The following is a 20,083-nucleotide window of genomic DNA, read 5'->3' as shown; positions in this document are numbered from 1 at the left end:
GCTTCGGCGCGCGTCGATCAGGCGGCCTGTGCCGCCTTGGCATTGTCGCCGCCCTTGGCCAGCAGGGTGAGCTTCTCGTCGGTGGCCTTCTCTTCCTCAAGCGTCTCCAGCAGCAGCGGCAGGGCGTCCTTGTAGCCCAGCTGCTTGGCCAGCGCGGCGATGGTGCCGTAGGACGCAATTTCGTAATGCTCGACCTTCTGTGCGCCGCCGATCAGGGCGGCATCGCGCACAGGGCCCTTGTCGATGCTGTCGATCACTTCCTTGCCTTCCTCCACCAGACCTTCCATCGCCGCGCACTTGATGCGCTTCAGCCGGATGCCGAGAACCTCCACCACCTGGTCGATGCGCTCGATCTGGCCCTGGGTTTCTTCCAGGTGCGTTTCAAACGCTGTGGCCAGGTCAGGGTTCTCGGCCGCACGGGCCAGGCGCGGGAGGGCCTTGGTCAGCTGCTTTTCGGCGCTGTAGATATCCGAGAGTTCGTGGATGAACAGGTCTTCCGCTGTCTTGATAGCCATGCTGGGCTCCGCTGTGAGTGGAGCGCTCAGCGTAGGTCCCGCCCGGTTGCGATCAGGCGGGGGCCAGGTGAAGGCGGCATGTGAACGCCAACGCGAGCCCTGCGCGTTGTCTTCACGAGGTGGCGTCTGTCGCCCGCCTGCCGCAGTCCCGATACCGGCAGGCCTTCGCCATCGCTTCACGGTGGCGTCGCCTGGTGCCCATGGGCCGGCCGGTACGGTCACTTCACGCCCGATCACGTGTGGAGACTCCCATGAGCGATGACAAGAAGAACACCGGCAGCCCGGACCGGGATCGCATCAACGTCAACGAAGACTATGAACTGCAGTACTGGACCACGACGCTGGGTGTGTCAGCCGAGGAGCTTCGGGCCGCGGTCGCCGAGGTCGGGCCCACCGCCGCTGCTGTACGCAAGCACCTGGGAAAGTAGCGCGGAGCTGCCATGTCACTGGTCGAGTACCGCCGCAAGCGTCGTTTTGACCAGACCAGGGAGCCCGAACCGGGCAAGGCGCTGCCAGAAGGCCAACGCGCCATTTTCGTGGTGCAGTTGCATCATGCCAGCCGCAGGCACTACGACTTCCGTCTGCAGGTGGGTGACGCGCTGAAGAGCTGGGCCGTTCCCAAGGGCCCCAGCTACGACCCGAAGGTCAAGCGCATGGCGGTGGAGGTGGAGGATCATCCCGTCGACTACGCAGCATTTGAAGGCGAGATTCCCAAAGGCCAGTATGGCGGCGGACATGTCGCCCAGTTCGACCACGGTGTGTGGGCCACGCAGGGCGACCCGGAAGCCCAGCTCGCCAAGGGCCATCTACGCTTCGAGTTGTTCGGCGCCAAGCTCAAGGGTGGATGGCATCTGGTCCGTTCCGGCAAGCCTGCGCGCCAGCCACAGTGGCTGCTGTTCAAGGATGACGATGAATTTGCCAGCGACATCGAGGCAGACGATCTGCTGGCGGACGTTGCTGTAGCGCCCCCGGAGGACCTGAAGCGTGCCGGGGCCGGAAAGAGCGCGAAGAAGAAACTCACGGTCGTACCCCCCACACGCACCCGACGAAAGAACTGGGCGAAGAAGGCCCTGGCGCTCAGCAAGGCGAAAAAGGCGGCAGCGCCGTCCGGGCCGTTTGAGCCGCAGTTGGCCAAGCTGGGCGACACGCCGCCCCAGGGCGGGCAGTGGGTGCATGAGATCAAATGGGATGGATACCGCATCCTTGCTACGGTGGCTGAGGGCAACGTGCAGCTGTGGTCGCGGAACGCACTGGAATGGACCGGCAAGCTGCCTGAAATACGTGACGCGATCGCGGCACTGGGCCTTACCTCGGCGGCATTGGACGGCGAGCTCATCGCCGGCGCCGGCACCAAGGAAGACTTCAACCTGCTGCAGGCCACGCTCTCCGGCGAGCGGCAGGGCGTCCTGACGTATGCATTGTTCGATCTGCTGCATCTTGATGGCGTGGACATCGCCGATGCGCCCTTGCTGGAACGCAAGGCCCTGCTGCACTCCGTGCTGGAGGGGCAGGGCAGGCCATTGGCGTTCAGTTCGCATGTGCAGGGGGATGGCGACGAGGCCTATCGCCTGGCCGGTGAGCAGCACTTCGAAGGCATCATTTCCAAGCGCGCCGATCGCAGCTACCACAGCGGCCGCAGTGAGGATTGGCGAAAGACCAAACAGCTGGCCAGCGACGAGTTCGCGGTGGTCGGATACACCGCGCCGAAGGGCAGCCGCACCGGGTTCGGCTCGCTGCTGCTGGCGAGGCCAGACCTGAAACATGGCTGGCTCTACGTCGGCCGCGTCGGGTCCGGGTTCTCGGACGAACTGATCGGCGAAGTCAGCAAGCGCATCGAAGGCGGCGGCGGCCGCAAGCCGACGGCGCACGTGCCCACCCAGGACACCGACCTTCGCGCCGCGACCTGGTTCGCACCGCGTTTCGTGGTGGAGGTCTTCTATCGCGGGATTGGCGGGCAGAAGCTGTTGCGCCAGGCATCGCTGAAGGCGGTACGGGCGGACAAGGACATCGCCGATCTCGAAGATTCCGATCGCTCCGGACCGGCCATGCCCTCTGGTGGACAGCCCGCATCCACGCGTCCTGCGCGCGATACGAAAAAGTCACCCGCTACCGGCCGCACACCGCCCGCGCTTTCGTCCCCCGGCAAGATCCTGTTTCCTGGCGATGGCTACACCAAGCAGGAGGTATGGGACTACTACGCAGCAGTGATGGAGCACCTCCTGCCCGAGGTGGTTGATCGTCCGCTGTCGATCATCCGATGCCCCAGTGGCACCGCAAAACCCTGCTTCTTCCAGAAACACCACACAGCCGGGCTGGAACTGGTCGATCGGGTAAGGCTGAAGGAGGAAAGCGGCATCAACGCCCATTACCTGGTGGTGCGTGACGCGGCCAGCCTGCTTGAACTGGTGCAGTTCAACGCGTTGGAGTTCCACCCCTGGGGCAGCCACGCAGAAGCGCCCGACAACGCCGATCGGGTGGTGTTCGATCTGGATCCAGGACCGGACGTACCCTTTGCAGAGGTCAAGAAGGCGGCAACCGACATCCGCAAACTGCTGGCGCAGCTGCAGCTGGAATCGTTCCTGCGGGTATCCGGCGGCAAAGGCCTGCACGTGGTGGTGCCGCTCAACCCGGGATGCGACTGGGACCTGACCAAGCGCTTTGCGAAGGGCTTCGCCGATGCGCTGGCGCAATCCGAGCCCCAGCGATTCCTGGCAACGGCCACCAAAAGCCTCCGCAACAAGCGGATCTTCGTCGACTACCTGCGCAACGGGCGCGGTGCCACGGCAGTCGCGTCCTACTCGCTGCGGGCGCGGCCGGGCGCACCGGTCGCGTTGCCGATCGCCTGGGGCGATCTGGCGAAACTCAAGCGCGCAGACGCGTTCACGATCAAGGACGTGCCAGCAAAGCTCAAGCGGCGGCGCAAAGACCCCTGGGCCGGCATCGGGAAAGTGAAACAGAATCTGGCGCGCTGGGCGCAGGCAGACCCGTAGCCCGCGCCTACGCGTCGGATCCCTGCGCGCTGCCGGGCAGGACATGATCGCATTCGACCAGCCGCGCGTTGCTGACCGTCTGGCGCGAAGGACAAGCGCCGCACACCAGCGTCGTTCCACCGGGCACCGCCCCCAACGCGTCCCCCGACAACTGTGTAATCCCGCCGCAGGTGTTGCAGCGCACGCGAATGGACCTGACGCGCTCAATACCCTGCACGCCGGAAACAGCGTCCAGCTCCAGAACATGGAAAAGGCCGGTATTGGGCATGGGGCGCTCCCGAGTCATCTGGCCCAAGCGTAAACGATCCACGGCATGGGCGGTGTAGGCGTCCTGCATGCCGTTTGTCAGCTGGAACCCAACTGATTCACAAAATGCACATGATGGGAACAACTGCGGGGCGCAGGTGGCCTATCCTACGGCCACGGAATCTGGGGGGATTCGCTACAGGAGCAGTTAATGCCGATCAGGGCAGTCGCATACGTCAGCGAAGCGGGCCCAGCCGTTGCTGGTGATCCGTTCGGCCTGGGCAGCGGAAAGCTCGACGATCTGGTCGATGATGCCGCCCGCTTCAACCGCAGTGCCGGCGTCACCGGCGTCATGCTGTTCGACGGCAGCCGCTTCCTGCAGTACATGGAGGGGCCCGAAGACGGCTTGAGGGTGGCGTACTCGCGGGTGATGGGCGCCTCCAGCCATACCGGGCTCATCGAGTTGCAGCGCGGCAGGGTGGGCAACCGGCGGCTCCCGTTCTGGCCGATGCGCTGGCTGCCCACCCAACCCGAGCAGTTGAAGCTTCTTGCCCGCGCGGACTGGTCAGGGTTCGCCCAGCACAGCGGTGACGATGCGCCAACCGAGACGGCGATGGATATCCTGGCCAGGTTGGTGGAACCCTACGCGGTCGCGGCGTGATCCACCGGCCTAGCGGCCTCCATAGCGCGCCGCGCATGGAATCTCTCCGCTGCACGCGTTGAGGTGCCCGGTGCGCATCACGCAATACAGCCGGGCCTCCGGGTCTGCACTGGCAGCAATGTAGTCCAGTGCCTCGGCAAGCATGCGGACGAACTGCTGCTCGGGGTAGAACGCTGCCCAGGTCGGCAGCAGTTCGTCCAGTTGCGCGATCATCAGATCGATTTCCAGGTGCGTGCTCACTGCCTGATCCTCCTTCCAGGCACGTTAGCGACCACGCTGCAAGCAGAGAGTTGCGGTTCGCAGAGGCGACACAGGCGTGTTGCCCACGCAGCGCTCACCTGGCCTTGACCATGGCGTTGATCGTCGCAGCGCGTGAGCATCATCTGCACGGCCGCGCCACCCTCGTTTCACCCGGCAAGGCGTATCAGAGAGGCCTCCCAGCTGAAGCTGCAAGGATCCCTTTCATGTCCGAACCGTTCCCGCGCGCCAGCTTATGGTCAGCTGACACCGAGTCGCATTGCTTCCGCCCCCTTGCCGGCACGACGCGCGCGGACGTGCTGGTGGTGGGCGCCGGCATGACCGGCCTGCTGACAGCGGCCCGCCTGGCGGATAGCGGCCTGGATGTGCTGGTGGTCGATGCGGGGCCGATCGGCGGGCGTAATACGGTGATGTCCACGGGCAATCTTTACGCGCCCGTCTCCCGGCTGGCAGAACTGGTCTCGCGCTGGGGCGGCGACACGGCCAGTCGCATCGTGCAGTGGCGGCAGCAGGCGCTGCGCGCCATCGAGACGCTGGTTCATCGCTACGATCTGCGTTGCGGCTTCGAACGCGTGGCCATGCAGTACGGCATGCAGGAGCGCACGCGCGAGGTGACGACGCGATTCGAGCGTGAGCTGCAGGCCTATCAGCACGTGGGCCTGGAGTGCGAACACCAGCAGTCCGGTCTACCGTTCGCATTGGGCCACGCGTTCCGTGTTCCTGATCAGGCGCAGTTGGATCCGGCGGCCTTCTGCAGGGAGCTGGCGCGACACCTGGTGGGCCGGGTGCGCATCCACGACTGGACCCAGATCAACAGCATCGAGGCCTCAGCAGGCGTTGCCACCGCTCTTGGCGGCCGCATCCATGCCAGGCACTTCGTGCTCGCCACCCACTCGCCGGCAGGGTTCAACCTGGTGCAGGCCGAGATGGAAGTGCACCGCGAGTACGGCGTGGCGGTGCCGGTTGCCAATCCGCCAGCGGCAGGTATTCATTGGATCGCCGATCGGCACCGCTCGCTGCGCGGGGTGCGCGGTACTGATGGCCGCGACTGGCTGGTGCTGGTCGGCGAGACACATCGCACCGGCGAAACCCCGGTGATGGATCCGGCACAGCATCTGGTCGCCGACGCGCGTCGCAACTTCACCGTGCAGGGCGAACCGCTGTGCTGGTCGGCGCAGCAGTTCCGTGCAGCCGACCAGCTGCCCTACATCGGCAGCAGCGCGCACGACAATGTGTGGGTCGCCACCGGCTATGGTCCCGATGGCTTGACCTGGGCGGGCGTGGCCGCTCGTGCGATCACCGAGGGAATCATGGGCACGACCAGCGAGATCGAGAAGCTGCTAGGCCCCATGCGCTTCACGCCAGTGCGTTCGGCGGCCGGCTGGGCCCGTACCAATGGCACGGTTGCACGGCACATGGTGGGAGATCGCCTTGGTGCTGCGCCGTTGCACTCGCCCAGCGAGTTAAGCCGTGGCTGTGGCGCACTGCTGGACGTGGATGGAAAGCGGACCGCCGTCTACCGCGATGAGCACGGTCAACTGCATGCGATGTCGGCGCTGTGCCCGCACCTCAAGTGCGTTGTCCAATGGAATGGCCATGAACGCACATGGGATTGCCCATGCCATGGCAGCCGCTTTTCCGCCACCGGGGCGCTGCTGGAAGGCCCCGCCCGGCAGGGCCTCACGCCAGAACCGCTGCAGGCAGAGCAGCCGCTGCAGCGGTGACCCTCAGGCTTCGGCGGCCGCATCCGCCTCGCAGGGCATGCAGCGTTCCTTCTTGGACTTGATGTCTGCAGCGGTCTTCGCCAGTGCCTCGTAACGCTGGCGAATCTCTTCAAGGTGCGCCGGTTCCATCGACTCCAGGTTCAACAACTCCTGGTTGGCGTCCTTGCTGACCCGGATCAGTTCATCCAGCTTGATGTGCAGCGCGGCCGTATCGGCATTCTGCGTGTGCTGGATCAGGAACACCATCAGGAAGGTCACGATGGTCGTTCCCGTGTTCACCACCAGCTGCCACGTATCATTGAAGTGGAAGGCCGGCCCGCTGGCGGCCCAGATGATGATCACCCCCAGCGCCGCGACGAATGCGCCCAGGCTGCCGGACAATCGTGCCGTCGCGGCCGCGACCCGGGCGAAGCCGCGCCGGATCACTCGTCACCTCCCGCGGCCTCCTCATCCGTTCGACGATCTGGCAGCCTGACCCGCTCACCCAGGCGCTTGGCCTGCTCTTCCGGCGTTGGCGCGGCGACGAAGGGGGAGATCGGATCACTGGCAGGGAAGGTCTCCTGCAGCGCTTCGTCATGATTGCGGTGGTTGTGCAGCTTTGCCTGCAGCGGGCTGACAGGATCGGGGCGCTGCGCTTCCGCGTCGGGGTGGGGGAGGTCTTTCTGATCGCGTTGCATGGTGAATCTCCAGGTTGATCACCACCCCTCAGGTGGCGGGCCCAGCATAGGAGTGCGCTGTGAGCGGCCCCATCAAGGGCGGGGCAACGTGGCGTCAAACCTTCAGGCAACACGCGTTAACAATCAGCAGGGCGGGGCAGCGTAGCGCTCAACGCGACGCCGCCCGGCCATCGCTCCATCCCCTGCACCGGGCGTCTGTAGCCCGTTCGCCGGTCAGACCCTGCTCATATAGCGCTGTGCCGGCTGCGCCCGCGAAAGCCCCGGCGCCATCGCCTTGCGTGCGTGCTCGAAGGCGTCCCACTCAGCGATGTCCGGAAGCGCCGGAATGGTCACACGTTCGCCCTGCGCCAGCCCGGCCAGGGATGCATCCACCATGTCCTCGGCGCTCATCACGATGTCCTGCGGCAAGTGCTCCACCGGCAGGCCGGAGAGGTGCCAGAAGTCCGTTGCGGTGGCCCCCGGCAGCACAACCTGGACGCGCACACCCTTGTCGGCCAGCTCATGGTGGAGCGACTGCGAAAACGCCAGAACGAACGCCTTGCTTCCTGCGTAGACGCCGTTGAGCAACTCGGGCGCCAATGCGACGATGGAGGCGATGTTGATGATCGTGCCCTGGCCATGGGCCACGAACACCGGGGCGGCGGCGTAGGCCAGGCGCATCGCGGCGTTCACGTTGAGCGTGATCATGCGCTCCATCTCGCCGATATCCGACTGCAGCAGGGGAGCCGTGGCGCCGATGCCGGCATTGTTGACCAGCAGTCGGATATCCGCTCGGTCTCGAATGACGCTCTCAACTTCGGCAAGCCCGTCGGAGGTGGTCAGGTCGGCCGCGACAACGTCCACTGCGCGGCCGGTGCTGCGGGCCAGTGCTTCGGCCAGTTGGCGCAGGCGGTCGCCGCGTCGCGCAACCAGGATCAGGTCGTATCCGGCGCGGGCCAGGCGATCGGCATAGACCGCGCCGATGCCTGACGATGCGCCGGTGATGAGAGCGGTGCCTTGAGGGGTAGGGTTGTTCACGGTGGTCAGTCCGAAGCGGCGGGCGTCGCCGGGGTCAGGGCCAAATCTAGGCCGGCTTGTGAATGGCGTAAATGTCGTATATACCTCGTTTACGGCCATCCCTGAAAAACCGCCATGCTCAGTGTTGGATTTGTTCTGCCATCCGGGTTCCAGACCATGGCGATCGCGGCTGCGTCCGCCTTCGAACTGGCGAATGCCACCGAAGGCGCGCGCCTTTACGATCTGCACATGCTCTCCGAACAGGGCGGGCTGGTGCCCAGCTCGCTTGGCATGGCCATGCAAACGGCGCCGCTGGCGCAGCAGCCGCTGGATACTCTGATCGTGGCCGGCCTGCTGGAGCCAGCCCCGTCCACCGGCACGCTGATCGAACTGATCCGCCAGGCGGCCACGCGCACGCGCCGGACAGCGTCGGTGTGCACAGGCGCCTTCATTCTTGGCGAAGCGGGGCTGCTGGACGGGCGGCGCGCCACCACGCACTGGTTCCACGCCCGTGCGCTCAAGCAGCGCTTTCCCGCCGCGCAGGTGGAGGAAGATCGCATCTTCATCACCGATGGCCCGATCTGGACTTCCGCCGGCATGAGCGCGGGACTGGACCTGGCGCTTGGCATGATCGAGAACGACTTCGGTGCGGAGTTGTCCAGGGCGGTGGCCCGGAAGCTGGTGGTCTACCACCGCCGTGGAGGCGGGCAGTCCCAGCATTCGGTGCTGCTCGAGCTGGATGCCCGGTCCGATCGCATCCAGAATGCGCTGACCTTCGCGCGTGGCAACCTGCGCGCCACCTTGTCGGTTGAAGAACTGGCGCAGGCCGCACATCTCAGCACCCGTCAGTTCAGTCGCGCGTTCCGCGAAGAAACCGGGCAATCCCCTGCGAAGGCGGTGGAGAGCCTGCGCGTGGAGGCCGCTCGCGTGCTGATCGAGCAGAGCCGCTACACGATGGATGAAGTCGCGGCCGAAACGGGCTTCGTTGACACCGAACGCATGCGAAGAGCGTTCCTGCGCGCCTTCGGTCAGCCCCCGCAGTCCCTGCGGCGCAACGCGCGGGGCGGGGCGGACTGAGTTCGTCTTTGCGGGGACCTGTGCGGAGCCGAGCCATGCCCGGCTACCGATGTCCGAAACGAAAGGCCCGCATGGAGGCCGCCCCTGCAGGATGAAACGGGCTCCGGCGCAGTGCCGGAGCCCCTTGTTGCTCACTTTTCCTGCAGGAACGTCAGCAGGTCCTGGTTGACCTTGTCCTTGTGGGTGTCGGTCAGGCCGTGCGGCGCACCCGGGTAGACAATCAGCTTTGCGCCCTTGATCAGCTTTGCCGATTGGCGGCCTGAGATGTCGATCGGCACGATCTGGTCGTCGTCACCGTGGATGACCAGCGTTGGCACATCGAACTTCTTCAGGTCCGCGCGGAAATCGGTGGCCGAGAACGCGGCGATTGAATCGTAGGTGTTCTTGTGGCCACCCTGCATGCCCTGCGCCCACCACGCATCGATCAGCCCCTGCGACACCTTCGCACCCGGGCGGTTGAAGCCGTAGAAGGGGCCCGACGGGATGTCCTTGTACAGCTGCGCGCGGTTGTCCATCTGTGCCTTGCGGATGCCATCGAACACTTCGATCGGCAGGCCGTTGGGGTTGGCGGCGGTCTTCAGCATGAACGGCGGCACCGAGCTGATCAGCACGGCCTTCTTCACCCGCCCGGTGCCGTGCCGGCCGATGTAGCGCGCCACTTCGCCGCCACCGGTGGAGAAGCCCACCAGGGTCACATCGTGCAGGCCCAGCGTATTGATCACCGTGGCCAGGTCATCAGCGTAGTGATCCATGTCGTTGCCATCCCACGGCTGGCTGGAACGACCGTGGCCACGACGGTCATGCGCGATCACGCGGTAGCCATGATTGGCCAGGAAGAGCATCTGCGATTCCCAGCTGTCCGAATTCAACGGCCAACCGTGGCTGAAGGTCACGACCGGGCCGTCCTTCGGACCCCAATCCTTGTAGTACAGCTGCACGCCATCGGCGGTGGTGATGTAGCTGGCGGTGCGCGCGATGGCGGTGACCGCCGCCGGCTTGGCCGGCTCGACGGCCTGTGCGGACAGGCCGGCCTGGACCGAGAGGGCGAGGGCGGCAACGGCCAGTGAGCGGGCGAGGGTATTCATGCGGGAACTCTCATGGGTGGGTGGTGAGACGTACTTTGCGCCTGCAATCAGGCGTCCGGGTGATGCACTGTCCGGATTTCTTGATAGATCGTCTTGCGCCGATGTGCGCGCACGAATCGCCCGCCACCGCCTGTTGACGAGGGAGAATGAGCGTTCTACCTTGTGGCCATGAGCAAGGCCACCACCGACACCCAACAGAAGATCCTGGCCACGGCCGAGGCACTGATCTACCAGAACGGGATCCACGCCACCGGCATGGACCTGCTGGTGAGGACCTCGGGCGTGGCGCGGAAGAGCATCTACCGCCATTTCCAGAACAAAGACGAGGTGGCCGCTGCTGCGCTCAGGGCGCGCGATGTGCGCTGGCTGGCCTGGTTCCGGCATGAGTGCGACAAGGCGGACACCCCGGAAGCACGCATCCTCGGAATGTTCACCGCGCTCAAGAGCTGGTTCCAGTCCGAGGGCTATCGCGGTTGTGCGTTCATCAATACCGCGGGGGAGATCGGTGACCCGGCTGATCCGATCCGGCAGATCGCGCGTCATCACAAGCAGAAGCTGCTCGATTACACGTTGGAACTTACCGAACAACTGGAGGTGGAGCAGCCGGCGGACCTGGCCCGTCAGCTGCTGGTCCTGATGGAAGGCGCCATCACCCTGTCGCGCGTGATGGGTGATTACGACGCCGCAGACACCGCGAAGGATGTCGCGAAGCTGTTGTTGGAACAGGCCAAGCGTTAGCGCCTGGGCACGCCAGATTCTTTGAAGCAATCCGTGTATCCATTTCGATTGGAGGTCTCCCCGTGTCCGCAGAACAACCCCGTCCGCCGCTTCCTCCGTTCACCCTCGAATCCGCCACCCAGAAGGTGCGTCTTGCCGAGGATGGCTGGAATTCCCGCGATGCCGACAAGGTGTCGCTTGCCTATTCGCTCGACACCCAGTGGCGCAACCGTGCCGAATTCACCAACGGCCGGGAGGAAGCCCGGCAGTTCCTGGCACGCAAATGGAACAAGGAACTCGAGTACCGCCTGATCAAGGAGCTCTGGGCCTTTACCGAAAACCGCATTGCGGTCCGCTACGCGTACGAATGGCACGACGACTCCGGCAACTGGTTCCGTTCCTATGGGAATGAGAACTGGGAATTCGGCGCCGATGGCCTGATGCAGCGCCGCTTCTCGTGCATCAACGATCTGCCGATCAAGGAAAGCGACCGCAAGTTCCATTGGCCGCTGGGGCGTCGCCCGGATGATCATCCGGGGTTGTCGGAGCTGGGTATGTGATTCCCGCTGAGGCGCCATCCGAAGCACGCTCAGGTACGATGGGGCGGCCGGCATCCGCGCCGGCGGGGCAGGGGGCGCAATGGACATGCAGGCACGGGGCGGATTCGTTCCGCCCGCGAAGACCGATTCGCAAGAACTCACGTTCCACTGGCTCTACCAGCGGGTGCAGGGGCTGGTTGAGCACAGCATCTACCCCAAGGCGGGCAGGGTGGAGACGTGGGCGTTCCGCATCGGCATGGGTGCGGCGATCATCGGCATTCTCATTGGTCAGCTTCCGGATCGATGGCTGCCTGTTGGCGCAGTGCTCCAGGTGGTGGTTGCCTGCCTGGCAATCGAAATCGGAGGGTTCATTGTCGGTGGCGTCCTGGCCGCCCGCAGGGGCATTCGCCAGTTCAGCCAGCCGCGGCTCTCGCACGCCCGGGAGATGGATGAAGACTTCGCTCACTGGCAAGCGGTGGTGACCGAGCTTCGCGGATTCCCGCGCGTCCAGCGCGAGCGGCGACTCAAGTTCGTCAGCACCTTGCGCACAAACATGGTTGAGCGCATGGGCATGATGTATGGCGGCCTGCAGCGGCTGGGACCATTCCCGCTGTTGATTGCCCTCTACCTGCAGTTCCGTGGATGGAAATGGGGTGACTGGGCGGGCGCTTTCGATGTTGGCCTGCTAGGCACACTGCTCATCTTCGCCATGGTGCTGCTGTACGTGCTGGGCTGGATGCTGATCGGCCTTCGCACCAGGCTCGATACCTACGTTGCCTTGTTGGAGGGCTCCATCCACGAGCCCGAACCCTCACAGCCAACGCCCTTGTAGCGTCGGCCCATCGTGTTCTTCATGTTGAGGGACAAACAGGATTGTGAGCCATCCAGTGAGGCATACGCATGGCCCAAGTTGGTAGGGTCGTACATTTCGCCGACTTCACAGATCTGTACCCCGCAGATGGGCATAGTGGCCCTTCGGTAGTGTGAGCGCGTCCATCCAGCCACGGGGTTTCCCCGAACGCCAGGAGGTCACTGTGCCAAGTTGTGATGAAGGAATGAAATTGACGCGCCGGCAGGTGATCGCCGGCGGTGTCACGACCGTGGCAATGTCCGCCGCACCGGGGGCATCATCGCTCGCCGCCGAACTGGCGACGCCCCCGCCGCCCAGGCCGCCGGTCATCAGCACGGTGGCGTTGACCGTCAACGGCAAGCGGCGGGAACTTGAACTGGACACCCGGACCACGCTGCTCGATGCCCTGCGCGAACATCTGAAGCTGACTGGAACGAAAAAGGGCTGCGACCACGGTCAATGCGGCGCCTGTACCGTGCTGGTCAACGGAGAGCGCATCAATGCCTGCCTCAGCCTGGCGGTGCAGCACCAGGGCGATGCCATCACCACCATCGAAGGCCTCGGCACCCCCGATGATCTGCATCCGATGCAGGCCGCCTTCATCAAGCATGACGGCTACCAGTGTGGCTACTGCACGCCGGGGCAGATCTGCTCGGCGGTGGCGGTACTGGACGAGATCAAGCGGGGTGTCCCCAGCCATGTACAGGCGGACGTCAGCGCACGGCCCCGGGCCACCAACATGGAAATGCGCGAACGCATGAGCGGCAACCTCTGCCGCTGCGGGGCCTATTCCAACATTGCCGAGGCGATGGAAGAGGTCGCTGGCGTCACCTCTGCAGGGAGGCGCTCATGAGGGCCTTCAGTTACGAACGCGCGAAATCCCCGGCCGAGGCCGCCAAGGCTGTCGCCGGTACCGAGGGCGCGAAGTTTCTGGCCGGAGGGACCAACCTGCTCGACCTGATGAAGCTGGAGGTCGAGACGCCAGCGCACCTGGTCGATGTGCAGGACATCGGCCTGGACAGGATCGAACCCACCGACGAGGGCGGCCTGCGCATCGGCACGCTGGTCACCAATACCGCGCTGGCCTCGCATGAGCGCGTGCGCCGCGACTACGCGGTGCTGACCCGCGCGATCGTGGCAGGCGCCTCCGGGCAGCTGCGCAACAAAGCCACCACCGGCGGCAACCTGCTGCAGCGCACGCGCTGTCCGTATTTCTACGACCCCAATCTGCCCTGCAACAAGCGCCTGCCCGGATCCGGCTGCGGCGCACTCGAGGGGTCCTCCCGGCAGATGGGCGTGATCGGCACCTCGGACAGCTGCATCGCGACCTATCCGGGCGACATGGCGGTGGCCCTGCGGGTGCTGGACGCCTCGATCCAGACCGTCAGGGGCGACGGCAGTACGCGCAGCATCCCGATTGCCGATTTCCATCGTTCCCCCGGCGACAGGCCGCAGCAGGACAACGTGCTGCAGCGCGGTGAGCTGATCACCCACGTCACGCTGCCACAACCCCTGGGCGGTCGGCACGTGTACCACAAGGTACGTGACCGCGCGTCCTATGCGTTCGCACTGGTGTCGGTCGCCGCGGTCGTGCAGCGTGACGGCTCGGCGCGGTTTGCCTTCGGTGGGGTCGCGCCGAAGCCGTGGCGCGTCGAGGCAGCCGAACCGCTGCTGCGCGACGGCGTAAAGGCCGCGGCCCGGCAGGTGTTCGCCGGTGCCCGTCCGACGCGGGAGAATGCGTTCAAGATCGCGCTCGCCGAGCGCACCCTCGCAGCCGTGCTGGCGGAAGGAGAGCGCTGATGCCCCTTGAATTCAACGCCCCCGCCGGCGACAACCTGTTCGACAAGGCCAAGGTCGTCGGCAAGTCGACGCCGCGCATCGACGGTCCACGCAAGACCACCGGCACCGCCCCCTATGCCTACGAGCGCCATGACGTGGCGCCGAACCAGGCCTACGGCTACATCGTCGGTGCGGGCATCGGCAAGGGGCGAATCATTTCGATGGATGCCTCCCGCGCACGTGCCGCGCCCGGCGTACTGGCGGTCATCACCGCACCGGAAACCAAGCCGGTCGGCAAATCGAACTGGAACAATGCGCCGCTGTTCGGCGGACCCGAAGTGGCCCACTACCACCAGGCCATCGCCTGCGTGGTGGCAGAGACCTTCGAGCAGGCCCGCGCCGCCGCAGCGCTGATCCGCACCCGCTACGAACGCAGCAAGGGCCGCTTCGATTTCACGGCCCTGGCGCCGTCCGCGCCGCTGGCAAAGGGGCGCGGTGGCAAGCCCGACCGGCAGACGCTCGGCGATTTCGACACCGCTTACGCGAGCGCGGCGGTCAAGCTCGACGAGACCTACCACACCTCCGACGAAAGTCATTCGATGATGGAGCCGCACGCCACCATCGCCGCCTGGGAGGGCGACACGCTCACGCTGTGGACGGCGAACCAGATGATCGACTGGGCCAGGCAGGGCATGGCGGCGATCCTCGGCATCGATCCTGCCAAGGTGCGCGTGGACTCGCCCTATATCGGCGGCGGCTTCGGCGGCAAGCTGTTCATCCGTGCCGACGCGGTGCTGGCCGCGCTGGCGGCCAAGCAGGTCGGGCGGCCGGTGAAGATCGCGCTGCAACGCCCGTTGATGCCCAACAACACCACGCACCGGCACGCCACCCTCCAGCGCGTGCGGATCGGCTGCGGAAAGGATGGCCGGATCTCCGCCATCGCCCATGAGAACTGGTCGGGCAACATCAACGGCGAGGACGGCGAAAACGGCACCCTGCAGACGCCCAAGCTCTATGCAGGCGCCAATCGCCTGGTGGCCAATTACATCGCCACGCTCGACATGCCCGAAGGCAATGCGATGCGCGCACCGGGCGAAGCACCGGGCCACATGGCGCTGGAAGTGGCGATGGACGAAATGGCCGAGAAGCTGGGTCTCGACCCGATCGCGTTCCGCATCCTCAACGAGCCCGAGGTCGTGCCCGGCGATCCGTCCAAGAAGTTCTCCGACCGCAACCTGGTGCGCTGCCTGCGCGAGGGCGCGGAGCGCTTCAACTGGAACAAGCGCAACCCCAGGCCGGCGCAGGTCAGGGAAGGGGACTGGCTGATCGGCATGGGCGTATCTGCGGGCTATCGCGGCGCACCGACGATGAAGTCGGCGGCGCGGGTCCGGCTTGACGGCCAGGGCGGGGTGATTGTGGAGACCGACATGACCGACATCGGCACCGGCTCCTACACAATCATCGCGCAGACGGCAGCCGAGACCATGGGCGTGCCGCTGGACCGGGTCCAGGTGACCCTCGGCGACTCCCGTCATCCCGCCTCCGCCGGTTCCGGCGGCCAGTGGGGCGCAGCAAGCTCCACCGCGGGCGTGTACGCGGCGTGCGTCAGCCTGCGCCGCAAGGTGGGCGAGAAACTGGGCTTCGACGGCGACACCGCAGACTTCGCCAATGGCCGCATCCAGGTGGGCGGGCGGACGATCAAGCTGGCGGAGGCGGGGACACTGTCGGCGGAGGACGGCATTGCCTTCGGCGACTTCAAGCAAGGCTACGACGTCGGCACCTATGCAGGGCATTTCTGCGAGGTCGCCGTGCATGCCTACACGGGAGAGACGCGCATCCGCCGCATGCTTGCCGTATGCGATGGCGGCCGGATCCTCAATCCGCTGTCCGCACGCAGCCAGGTCATCGGCGGGATGGTGATGGGTGCGGGCGCGACCCTGATGGAGGAGCTGGTGGTCGACAAACGGCTTGGCTTGTTCATCAACCACGACCTGGCCGGCTACGAGGTTCCCGTGCATGCCGACATCCCGTACCAGGAAGTGGTCTTCCTCGACACGCTGGATCCGGTGATCTCGCCGATGAAGGCCAAGGGTGTGGGTGAACTGGGCATCTGTGGGGTCGGCGCCGCGATCGCCAATGCGGTCTACAACGCAACCGGCGTGCGCGTGCGCGACTATCCCATTACCCTGGACAAGCTGCTGCCCGGCTTGCCCGAGGTGGGCTGACCCTTGCGCATGGACCGTCCCGCAGCCTCGCCCACTCTGGAGGCGTCCGCCGCAGGCGGAGGGGAGCCCTGCGATCTTGCCGAGCACCTGTCGGCAGCGCCGGGCTTCCTCGCCGAAGGCAGCCCGCGCGGCGTACTCGAGGCGGCCTTGACGCGCGTGCGCGCGGGGGAGCACGCCGTGCTCGCGCTGGTGCTGGAAACCGATGGCTCCACTTACGCCGGTGCCGGCGACATGGTGCTGTTCTGCAACGGCAGCCAGGTCGGCTGGCTGAGCGGCGGATGCCTGGAGCCCGAGCTCGCGCGACGCGCGGAGCAGGTGAGCGCGGCAGGGCAGGTCGACTGGATCGAAATCGACACTCGCAGTGACGACGACCTGTTGAGTGGGTCCGCCCTCGGGTGCCGCGGCCGGCTGCGGATTGCGCTCCTGCCGTTGCGTGCCATGGCCGGCATCGACGACGTCATCGAGGCCTGGCTCCGCGAGGGCGTGTCACTCCAGCGCGACCTTCGCACGTCGGGGCAGGTCGTTTTCCGCGCCGGCCATCGCGAGCAGGCGTGGCAGCTGCATCCGATGGAGGGTACGCAGCCCTTTGGCGAGGGTGCGTGGCGTTTGCCGTTGCTCCGGCTTCCGCGGGCCCTGGTGTTGGGGGGCGGCCCCGAAACGCCCTTCCTCGTTCCGTTGCTGCGGGGCCTGGGGTGGCGGGTCAGCGTGGCCGAACGGCGAGCGCGCTGGGCCTCAGCCGGGCAGTGCGCAGATGCGCATCTTCAGACCAGCCCGGCCGAGGCCCTTCATGGCGACCCGTGCGACGCGGTACTGGTGATGCATCACGATTTCGAACTGGACCGGGAGGCGCTGGTGGCCCTGGCTGATACCAAAGTTATGTTCATTGGACTGCTGGGTCCGCGGCGAAGGCGCGAGGACCTGTTCAAGTTGCTGACACCGGATCAGCGCCACCGCCTTTCCCCGAGACTTCGATCACCGGTCGGCCTGGACATCGGCGGCCGAGGGCCCGAGGCAATTTCGCTCAGCATCGCCGCGCAGCTGCAGCAATGGCGAAGCGGGCACGGCAGGTGACTGACGCGCATGCGGTCGTCGTGCTGGCTGCCGGCGGGAGCACCCGACTTGGCCAGCCCAAGCAGCTTCTGACCCGGCAGGGCGAGACCCTGGTACATCGCGTGGTGCGGTTGGCGCGGGAGCTCGCGCCAGCGCAGGTGCTGGTCGTGGTGGGCGCGAACGCACAGGCCGTGACATCCAGCATTGCCGGCCTGGATGCCACTCCGGTAACCAACCAGCACTGGGAACGCGGCCTGGCGAGCAGCCTGCAGGTTGCCGGCGCACACCTGCTGCCCACCGTGACTGCGGTGATGGTCGTGGCATGCGACCAGCCCGCAATCGAGCGCTCCCATCTGCAGGCGCTGCTTTCGGGTGCCGGCGTCTCAGCGTCAGGGTGCGCGGGTACCCATCATGGAGACGCGCTTGGCATTCCTGCAGTAGTGCCGCGTGCATGGTTCAACTCTGCGTATGCAACCGTTGACCGCGGCTTCGGAGCGCGCCTGCGGCAACTTCCTGTCGATACGGTGCATGTCCTACAGGCACCGGAACTGGGCCTGGATATCGATACGCCAGAAGATCTTGCGCGTGCGCGCGATGCGGGCTGGATCGATGCCGGGAGGTGACTCGCATGATCACTGGGTCAATGCCTGTCGCGCAGGTGACGAGCGGCAGAGCTGCAGCCCGAACCCTCGCTGCCCGCAACCCTGTAGAGTCGGGCCATGCTCGACTACGGCACGCCACATCGCGCCCCATCAGGCACATCACCAGCAAGAATCTGCAGCACCCGATCCAACAGAACAGGTTCCGGCACGCCAGCCAGTACCTGCTCCAGGTAATCCAACGGCTCCAACTGCCATTGGAGGAGCGCCCGCAACCGCACAACGGCAGGCGCCCGCAGCTTCGCGTCCAGTGAGACCTGCAACAGCAGATGTTGCGGGCGCCTCTCCAGCCACAGCACGGGTATGCCTCGGCAATGAACCTGGAACGCGGCATCTCGATGCCGCTCAACGAACTGGAAGCCCTGTCGTGGCCGAGCCTCCACGAACTGCACGGCTTGGCGGCGCAGTTGTGAGAATCGATCATCGTTGATGCTTTGGAACGCGACAGGCGAGGGCACCGGCGGCGCCGGCCACTGCGTCTGTGCCGCAACCACCACCACAAGACAGAGCGCGGTGGCCGCCCAGCGCCACCAGGCCACTCAGCCCTCCGGATGCAGTCGGGTACTGGCGTGTGCGGTAAGGCCGATTCCGGCCATGATCAGCCCCTCCATCACGCGCGGGCCGACGTATTGCTCCAGCTCGCCGTTCTCGCGGGCGCGCTGCGCGGCCAGCAGAATCTCCAGGACCACGCGAAGCCCGGCCAGCGAGCAGTCGGTGTCCGCCAAGGCGATGCGCCGGCCGGGCATCTGATGGCGTTCAGGCCACGGCTGACCATCGGAGGCGGCGCCGGAGCCGATGCTGTGCAGCAGAGCGATGAGGGTGTTCGGGTCCAGCGCAGGGCCATTCGCAGGCGCGTCGTGGATCGGGTGCGGGGCAGGGGAGTGGGGCTGGGTCATGGCGGGGCTCCTTGCGTGCATGCAGAAGCCGCCACCGATAAAGGTGGCGGACGATGCGTGGCTCGAAATCCGGTACGCGACTATGACCGGGGGGCACAAGGCCCCCACGCACCGCCCGCCATAGCCGGCCGACGGATTGCCAGCCGGCACCACAAGGCGTGGTGCCGGCTGGCAAGCGCAAACTACAGTCGCGTTACCGGGATTTCGAGCCCCGGCCACCGATGAATTGGTGGCATGAAAAGGAATACGCGCGGTCGTCCGTGATGCCAATACAGTAAGGCCGATGCCGACACCACTTTCAAGATTTTCAGAATCGTTGCATACGACGCAACGAAGCTGGAGCCTTGCGCTGCAACGCTATCGACCATGTCGGTGGTGCAGCTCTGCGCGCTGTCGGCATCCGCCCGGTGGGGCTGTGAGCAAGGCAGATGCGACATGCCGTCCAACAATGCGCTGCCGATTGCGTGTGACGCGTCACGTTAATAGGTGAAATCTGCGAAGCAAGGCGCTGCATGTCACCATGTGGCGGACGAATCATCTCCACAATGCCCCTTGGTACCTAATGGACGCACCCGCCCAAGAAGGTTTTCATGTCTGGCATGACTGACGGGCAGCAACTACGCAACGCGCAATGGGGCAAGGTGTCGCGCCTGTTCAAGCCTGCGATGATTATTAGCGCGGCGCTGGCGGCAAGCGCAGAAACGCTCTATCGCACAGGGGTATACCCGCGAGCCATCTTCGAAGCGGGCAGCGCTGATGCTCGAACCTGGTTGTATGTGGCATTGATGTACCTGATCGCCTTTCCAGTACTGTTTCTTTGGATGAGGCGACTGCTCGCAGGCTACCCCATGCCATGGAACCCGCCACTCAAGCGCTGGTTGCTGGGCGCGTTCTCCCTGGTCCTCTGCAGCGGAATGATCATGCTGCCGGTCATCGTGCTGACTGTTGGAGGCAGCGCTGCAGGTCGCGGCAAAGGGCTGTATCAGCTGTTCACCGGCAATCTGTTCGGCACGTTCCTTGTGGGAACGGTGCTCGCCTACGGAGCGGCCCTGGGTGCATGGCTGCTGTTTATCGGAACCCCCAAGCTGCTCTTCCCCAAGCTGGGCTCGCGCTAGGCCCCTGCGATAGTTTCCTGGAAG

At 65.6% G+C, this 20,083-nt stretch carries 23 protein-coding genes; 14 read left to right on the top strand and 9 right to left on the bottom strand.

The window, feature by feature from the left end:
* Nucleotides 1-17: 17 nt before the first annotated feature.
* Nucleotides 18-515 (bottom strand): YciE/YciF ferroxidase family protein, encoded by a 498-nt coding sequence (locus tag AC5P60_RS04660; protein ID WP_150359842.1) that lies wholly within the window; start codon nucleotides 513-515, stop codon nucleotides 18-20.
* Nucleotides 516-766: 251 nt separating this feature from the next.
* Here AC5P60_RS04660 and AC5P60_RS04655 point away from each other — a divergent pair, with 251 nt between their 5' ends.
* Nucleotides 767-943: a DUF3606 domain-containing protein gene (locus tag AC5P60_RS04655; RefSeq protein ID WP_005409690.1), complete on the top strand. Its 177-nt coding sequence runs from the start codon at nucleotides 767-769 to the stop codon at nucleotides 941-943.
* A gap of 12 nt (nucleotides 944-955) precedes the next feature.
* A complete protein-coding gene (ligD, locus tag AC5P60_RS04650) occupies nucleotides 956-3,505 on the top strand; it encodes a DNA ligase D (protein ID WP_242898804.1) in 2,550 nt (849 codons plus the stop codon).
* Between the two features lie 7 nt (nucleotides 3,506-3,512).
* Here the strand turns inward: ligD and AC5P60_RS04645 are convergent, their stop codons facing one another.
* Nucleotides 3,513-3,773, bottom strand: coding sequence for a hypothetical protein (locus AC5P60_RS04645; RefSeq protein WP_224482002.1), 261 nt, complete (start codon nucleotides 3,771-3,773; stop codon nucleotides 3,513-3,515).
* A 189-nt stretch (nucleotides 3,774-3,962) separates the two neighbouring features.
* On the opposite strand from AC5P60_RS04645, the gene AC5P60_RS04640 reads away from it, so the two are divergent.
* Nucleotides 3,963-4,412 (top strand): BLUF domain-containing protein, encoded by a 450-nt coding sequence (locus AC5P60_RS04640; protein ID WP_483693099.1) that lies wholly within the window; start codon nucleotides 3,963-3,965, stop codon nucleotides 4,410-4,412.
* Between the two features lie 9 nt (nucleotides 4,413-4,421).
* On the opposite strand, the gene AC5P60_RS04635 is transcribed toward AC5P60_RS04640, so the two are convergent.
* The gene (locus tag AC5P60_RS04635) at nucleotides 4,422-4,652 is read right to left on the bottom strand and encodes a hypothetical protein (RefSeq protein WP_024956843.1); all 231 of its coding nucleotides are present in this window, start codon (nucleotides 4,650-4,652) and stop codon (nucleotides 4,422-4,424) included.
* A gap of 224 nt (nucleotides 4,653-4,876) precedes the next feature.
* Here AC5P60_RS04635 and AC5P60_RS04630 point away from each other — a divergent pair, with 224 nt between their 5' ends.
* Nucleotides 4,877-6,394 (top strand): FAD-dependent oxidoreductase, encoded by a 1,518-nt coding sequence (locus AC5P60_RS04630; protein WP_242898805.1) that lies wholly within the window; start codon nucleotides 4,877-4,879, stop codon nucleotides 6,392-6,394.
* Nucleotides 6,395-6,397: 3 nt separating this feature from the next.
* On the opposite strand, the gene AC5P60_RS04625 is transcribed toward AC5P60_RS04630, so the two are convergent.
* The 3 genes from AC5P60_RS04625 to AC5P60_RS04615 form a co-directional block, all read right to left on the bottom strand.
* On the bottom strand, nucleotides 6,398-6,820 hold the full coding sequence (locus AC5P60_RS04625) for a low affinity iron permease family protein (RefSeq protein WP_033834197.1): 423 nt from the start codon (nucleotides 6,818-6,820) through the stop codon (nucleotides 6,398-6,400).
* Complete coding sequence (locus tag AC5P60_RS04620; RefSeq protein ID WP_005409683.1) at nucleotides 6,817-7,071, bottom strand: hypothetical protein; 255 nt, start codon at nucleotides 7,069-7,071, stop codon at nucleotides 6,817-6,819. The genes AC5P60_RS04625 and AC5P60_RS04620 overlap by 4 nt, the downstream gene beginning before the upstream one ends.
* A gap of 213 nt (nucleotides 7,072-7,284) precedes the next feature.
* Nucleotides 7,285-8,316, bottom strand: coding sequence for an SDR family NAD(P)-dependent oxidoreductase (locus tag AC5P60_RS04615; protein WP_242898806.1), 1,032 nt, complete (start codon nucleotides 8,314-8,316; stop codon nucleotides 7,285-7,287).
* Between AC5P60_RS04615 and AC5P60_RS04610 the strand changes: the two genes are divergently transcribed.
* Nucleotides 8,317-9,144 carry a GlxA family transcriptional regulator gene (locus AC5P60_RS04610; protein ID WP_239501104.1) on the top strand — a complete coding sequence of 276 codons (828 nt, stop codon included), beginning with the start codon at nucleotides 8,317-8,319 and terminating at the stop codon, nucleotides 9,142-9,144.
* A gap of 131 nt (nucleotides 9,145-9,275) precedes the next feature.
* Here the strand turns inward: AC5P60_RS04610 and AC5P60_RS04605 are convergent, their stop codons facing one another.
* Nucleotides 9,276-10,229: an alpha/beta fold hydrolase gene (locus tag AC5P60_RS04605; RefSeq protein WP_033834194.1), complete on the bottom strand. Its 954-nt coding sequence runs from the start codon at nucleotides 10,227-10,229 to the stop codon at nucleotides 9,276-9,278.
* A gap of 168 nt (nucleotides 10,230-10,397) precedes the next feature.
* On the opposite strand from AC5P60_RS04605, the gene AC5P60_RS04600 reads away from it, so the two are divergent.
* The 8 genes from AC5P60_RS04600 to AC5P60_RS04565 all read left to right on the top strand — a co-directional run bounded on the left by AC5P60_RS04600 (nucleotide 10,398) and on the right by AC5P60_RS04565 (nucleotide 18,012).
* On the top strand, nucleotides 10,398-10,967 hold the full coding sequence (locus tag AC5P60_RS04600) for a TetR/AcrR family transcriptional regulator (RefSeq protein WP_445950216.1): 570 nt from the start codon (nucleotides 10,398-10,400) through the stop codon (nucleotides 10,965-10,967).
* Nucleotides 10,968-11,029: 62 nt separating this feature from the next.
* On the top strand, nucleotides 11,030-11,506 hold the full coding sequence (locus AC5P60_RS04595; RefSeq protein ID WP_033834192.1) for a nuclear transport factor 2 family protein: 477 nt from the start codon (nucleotides 11,030-11,032) through the stop codon (nucleotides 11,504-11,506).
* A 79-nt stretch (nucleotides 11,507-11,585) separates the two neighbouring features.
* Nucleotides 11,586-12,317: a hypothetical protein gene (locus AC5P60_RS04590; protein ID WP_033834191.1), complete on the top strand. Its 732-nt coding sequence runs from the start codon at nucleotides 11,586-11,588 to the stop codon at nucleotides 12,315-12,317.
* A gap of 223 nt (nucleotides 12,318-12,540) precedes the next feature.
* Nucleotides 12,541-13,188: an aldehyde dehydrogenase iron-sulfur subunit PaoA gene (paoA, locus tag AC5P60_RS04585; protein ID WP_014647154.1), complete on the top strand. Its 648-nt coding sequence runs from the start codon at nucleotides 12,541-12,543 to the stop codon at nucleotides 13,186-13,188.
* Nucleotides 13,185-14,135 carry an FAD binding domain-containing protein gene (locus tag AC5P60_RS04580; protein ID WP_483693095.1) on the top strand — a complete coding sequence of 317 codons (951 nt, stop codon included), beginning with the start codon at nucleotides 13,185-13,187 and terminating at the stop codon, nucleotides 14,133-14,135. Before paoA ends, AC5P60_RS04580 begins: the two co-directional genes overlap by 4 nt.
* Nucleotides 14,135-16,339, top strand: a complete 2,205-nt coding sequence (gene paoC / locus AC5P60_RS04575) for an aldehyde oxidoreductase molybdenum-binding subunit PaoC (RefSeq protein WP_483693273.1) — start codon at nucleotides 14,135-14,137, stop codon at nucleotides 16,337-16,339. Before AC5P60_RS04580 ends, paoC begins: the two co-directional genes overlap by 1 nt.
* 9 nt (nucleotides 16,340-16,348) lie before the next feature.
* Nucleotides 16,349-17,410, top strand: coding sequence for an XdhC family protein (locus AC5P60_RS04570; RefSeq protein WP_495201690.1), 1,062 nt, complete (start codon nucleotides 16,349-16,351; stop codon nucleotides 17,408-17,410).
* The gene (locus tag AC5P60_RS04565; RefSeq protein ID WP_483693092.1) at nucleotides 17,386-18,012 is read left to right on the top strand and encodes a nucleotidyltransferase family protein; all 627 of its coding nucleotides are present in this window, start codon (nucleotides 17,386-17,388) and stop codon (nucleotides 18,010-18,012) included. Before AC5P60_RS04570 ends, AC5P60_RS04565 begins: the two co-directional genes overlap by 25 nt.
* Nucleotides 18,013-18,116: 104 nt before the next feature.
* On the opposite strand, the gene AC5P60_RS04560 is transcribed toward AC5P60_RS04565, so the two are convergent.
* Nucleotides 18,117-18,587: a hypothetical protein gene (locus AC5P60_RS04560; protein WP_111190986.1), complete on the bottom strand. Its 471-nt coding sequence runs from the start codon at nucleotides 18,585-18,587 to the stop codon at nucleotides 18,117-18,119.
* Nucleotides 18,588-18,944, bottom strand: coding sequence for a hypothetical protein (locus AC5P60_RS04555; RefSeq protein WP_010485758.1), 357 nt, complete (start codon nucleotides 18,942-18,944; stop codon nucleotides 18,588-18,590).
* Between the two features lie 590 nt (nucleotides 18,945-19,534).
* On the opposite strand from AC5P60_RS04555, the gene AC5P60_RS04550 reads away from it, so the two are divergent.
* Nucleotides 19,535-20,059, top strand: coding sequence for a transporter (locus AC5P60_RS04550; protein ID WP_483693090.1), 525 nt, complete (start codon nucleotides 19,535-19,537; stop codon nucleotides 20,057-20,059).
* Nucleotides 20,060-20,083: the final 24 nt, after the last annotated feature.

The sequence above is a fragment of the Stenotrophomonas sp. YJH_SMC_120 genome (assembly GCF_059368675.1).
This window is presented reverse-complemented; position numbering and strand designations above follow the sequence as displayed.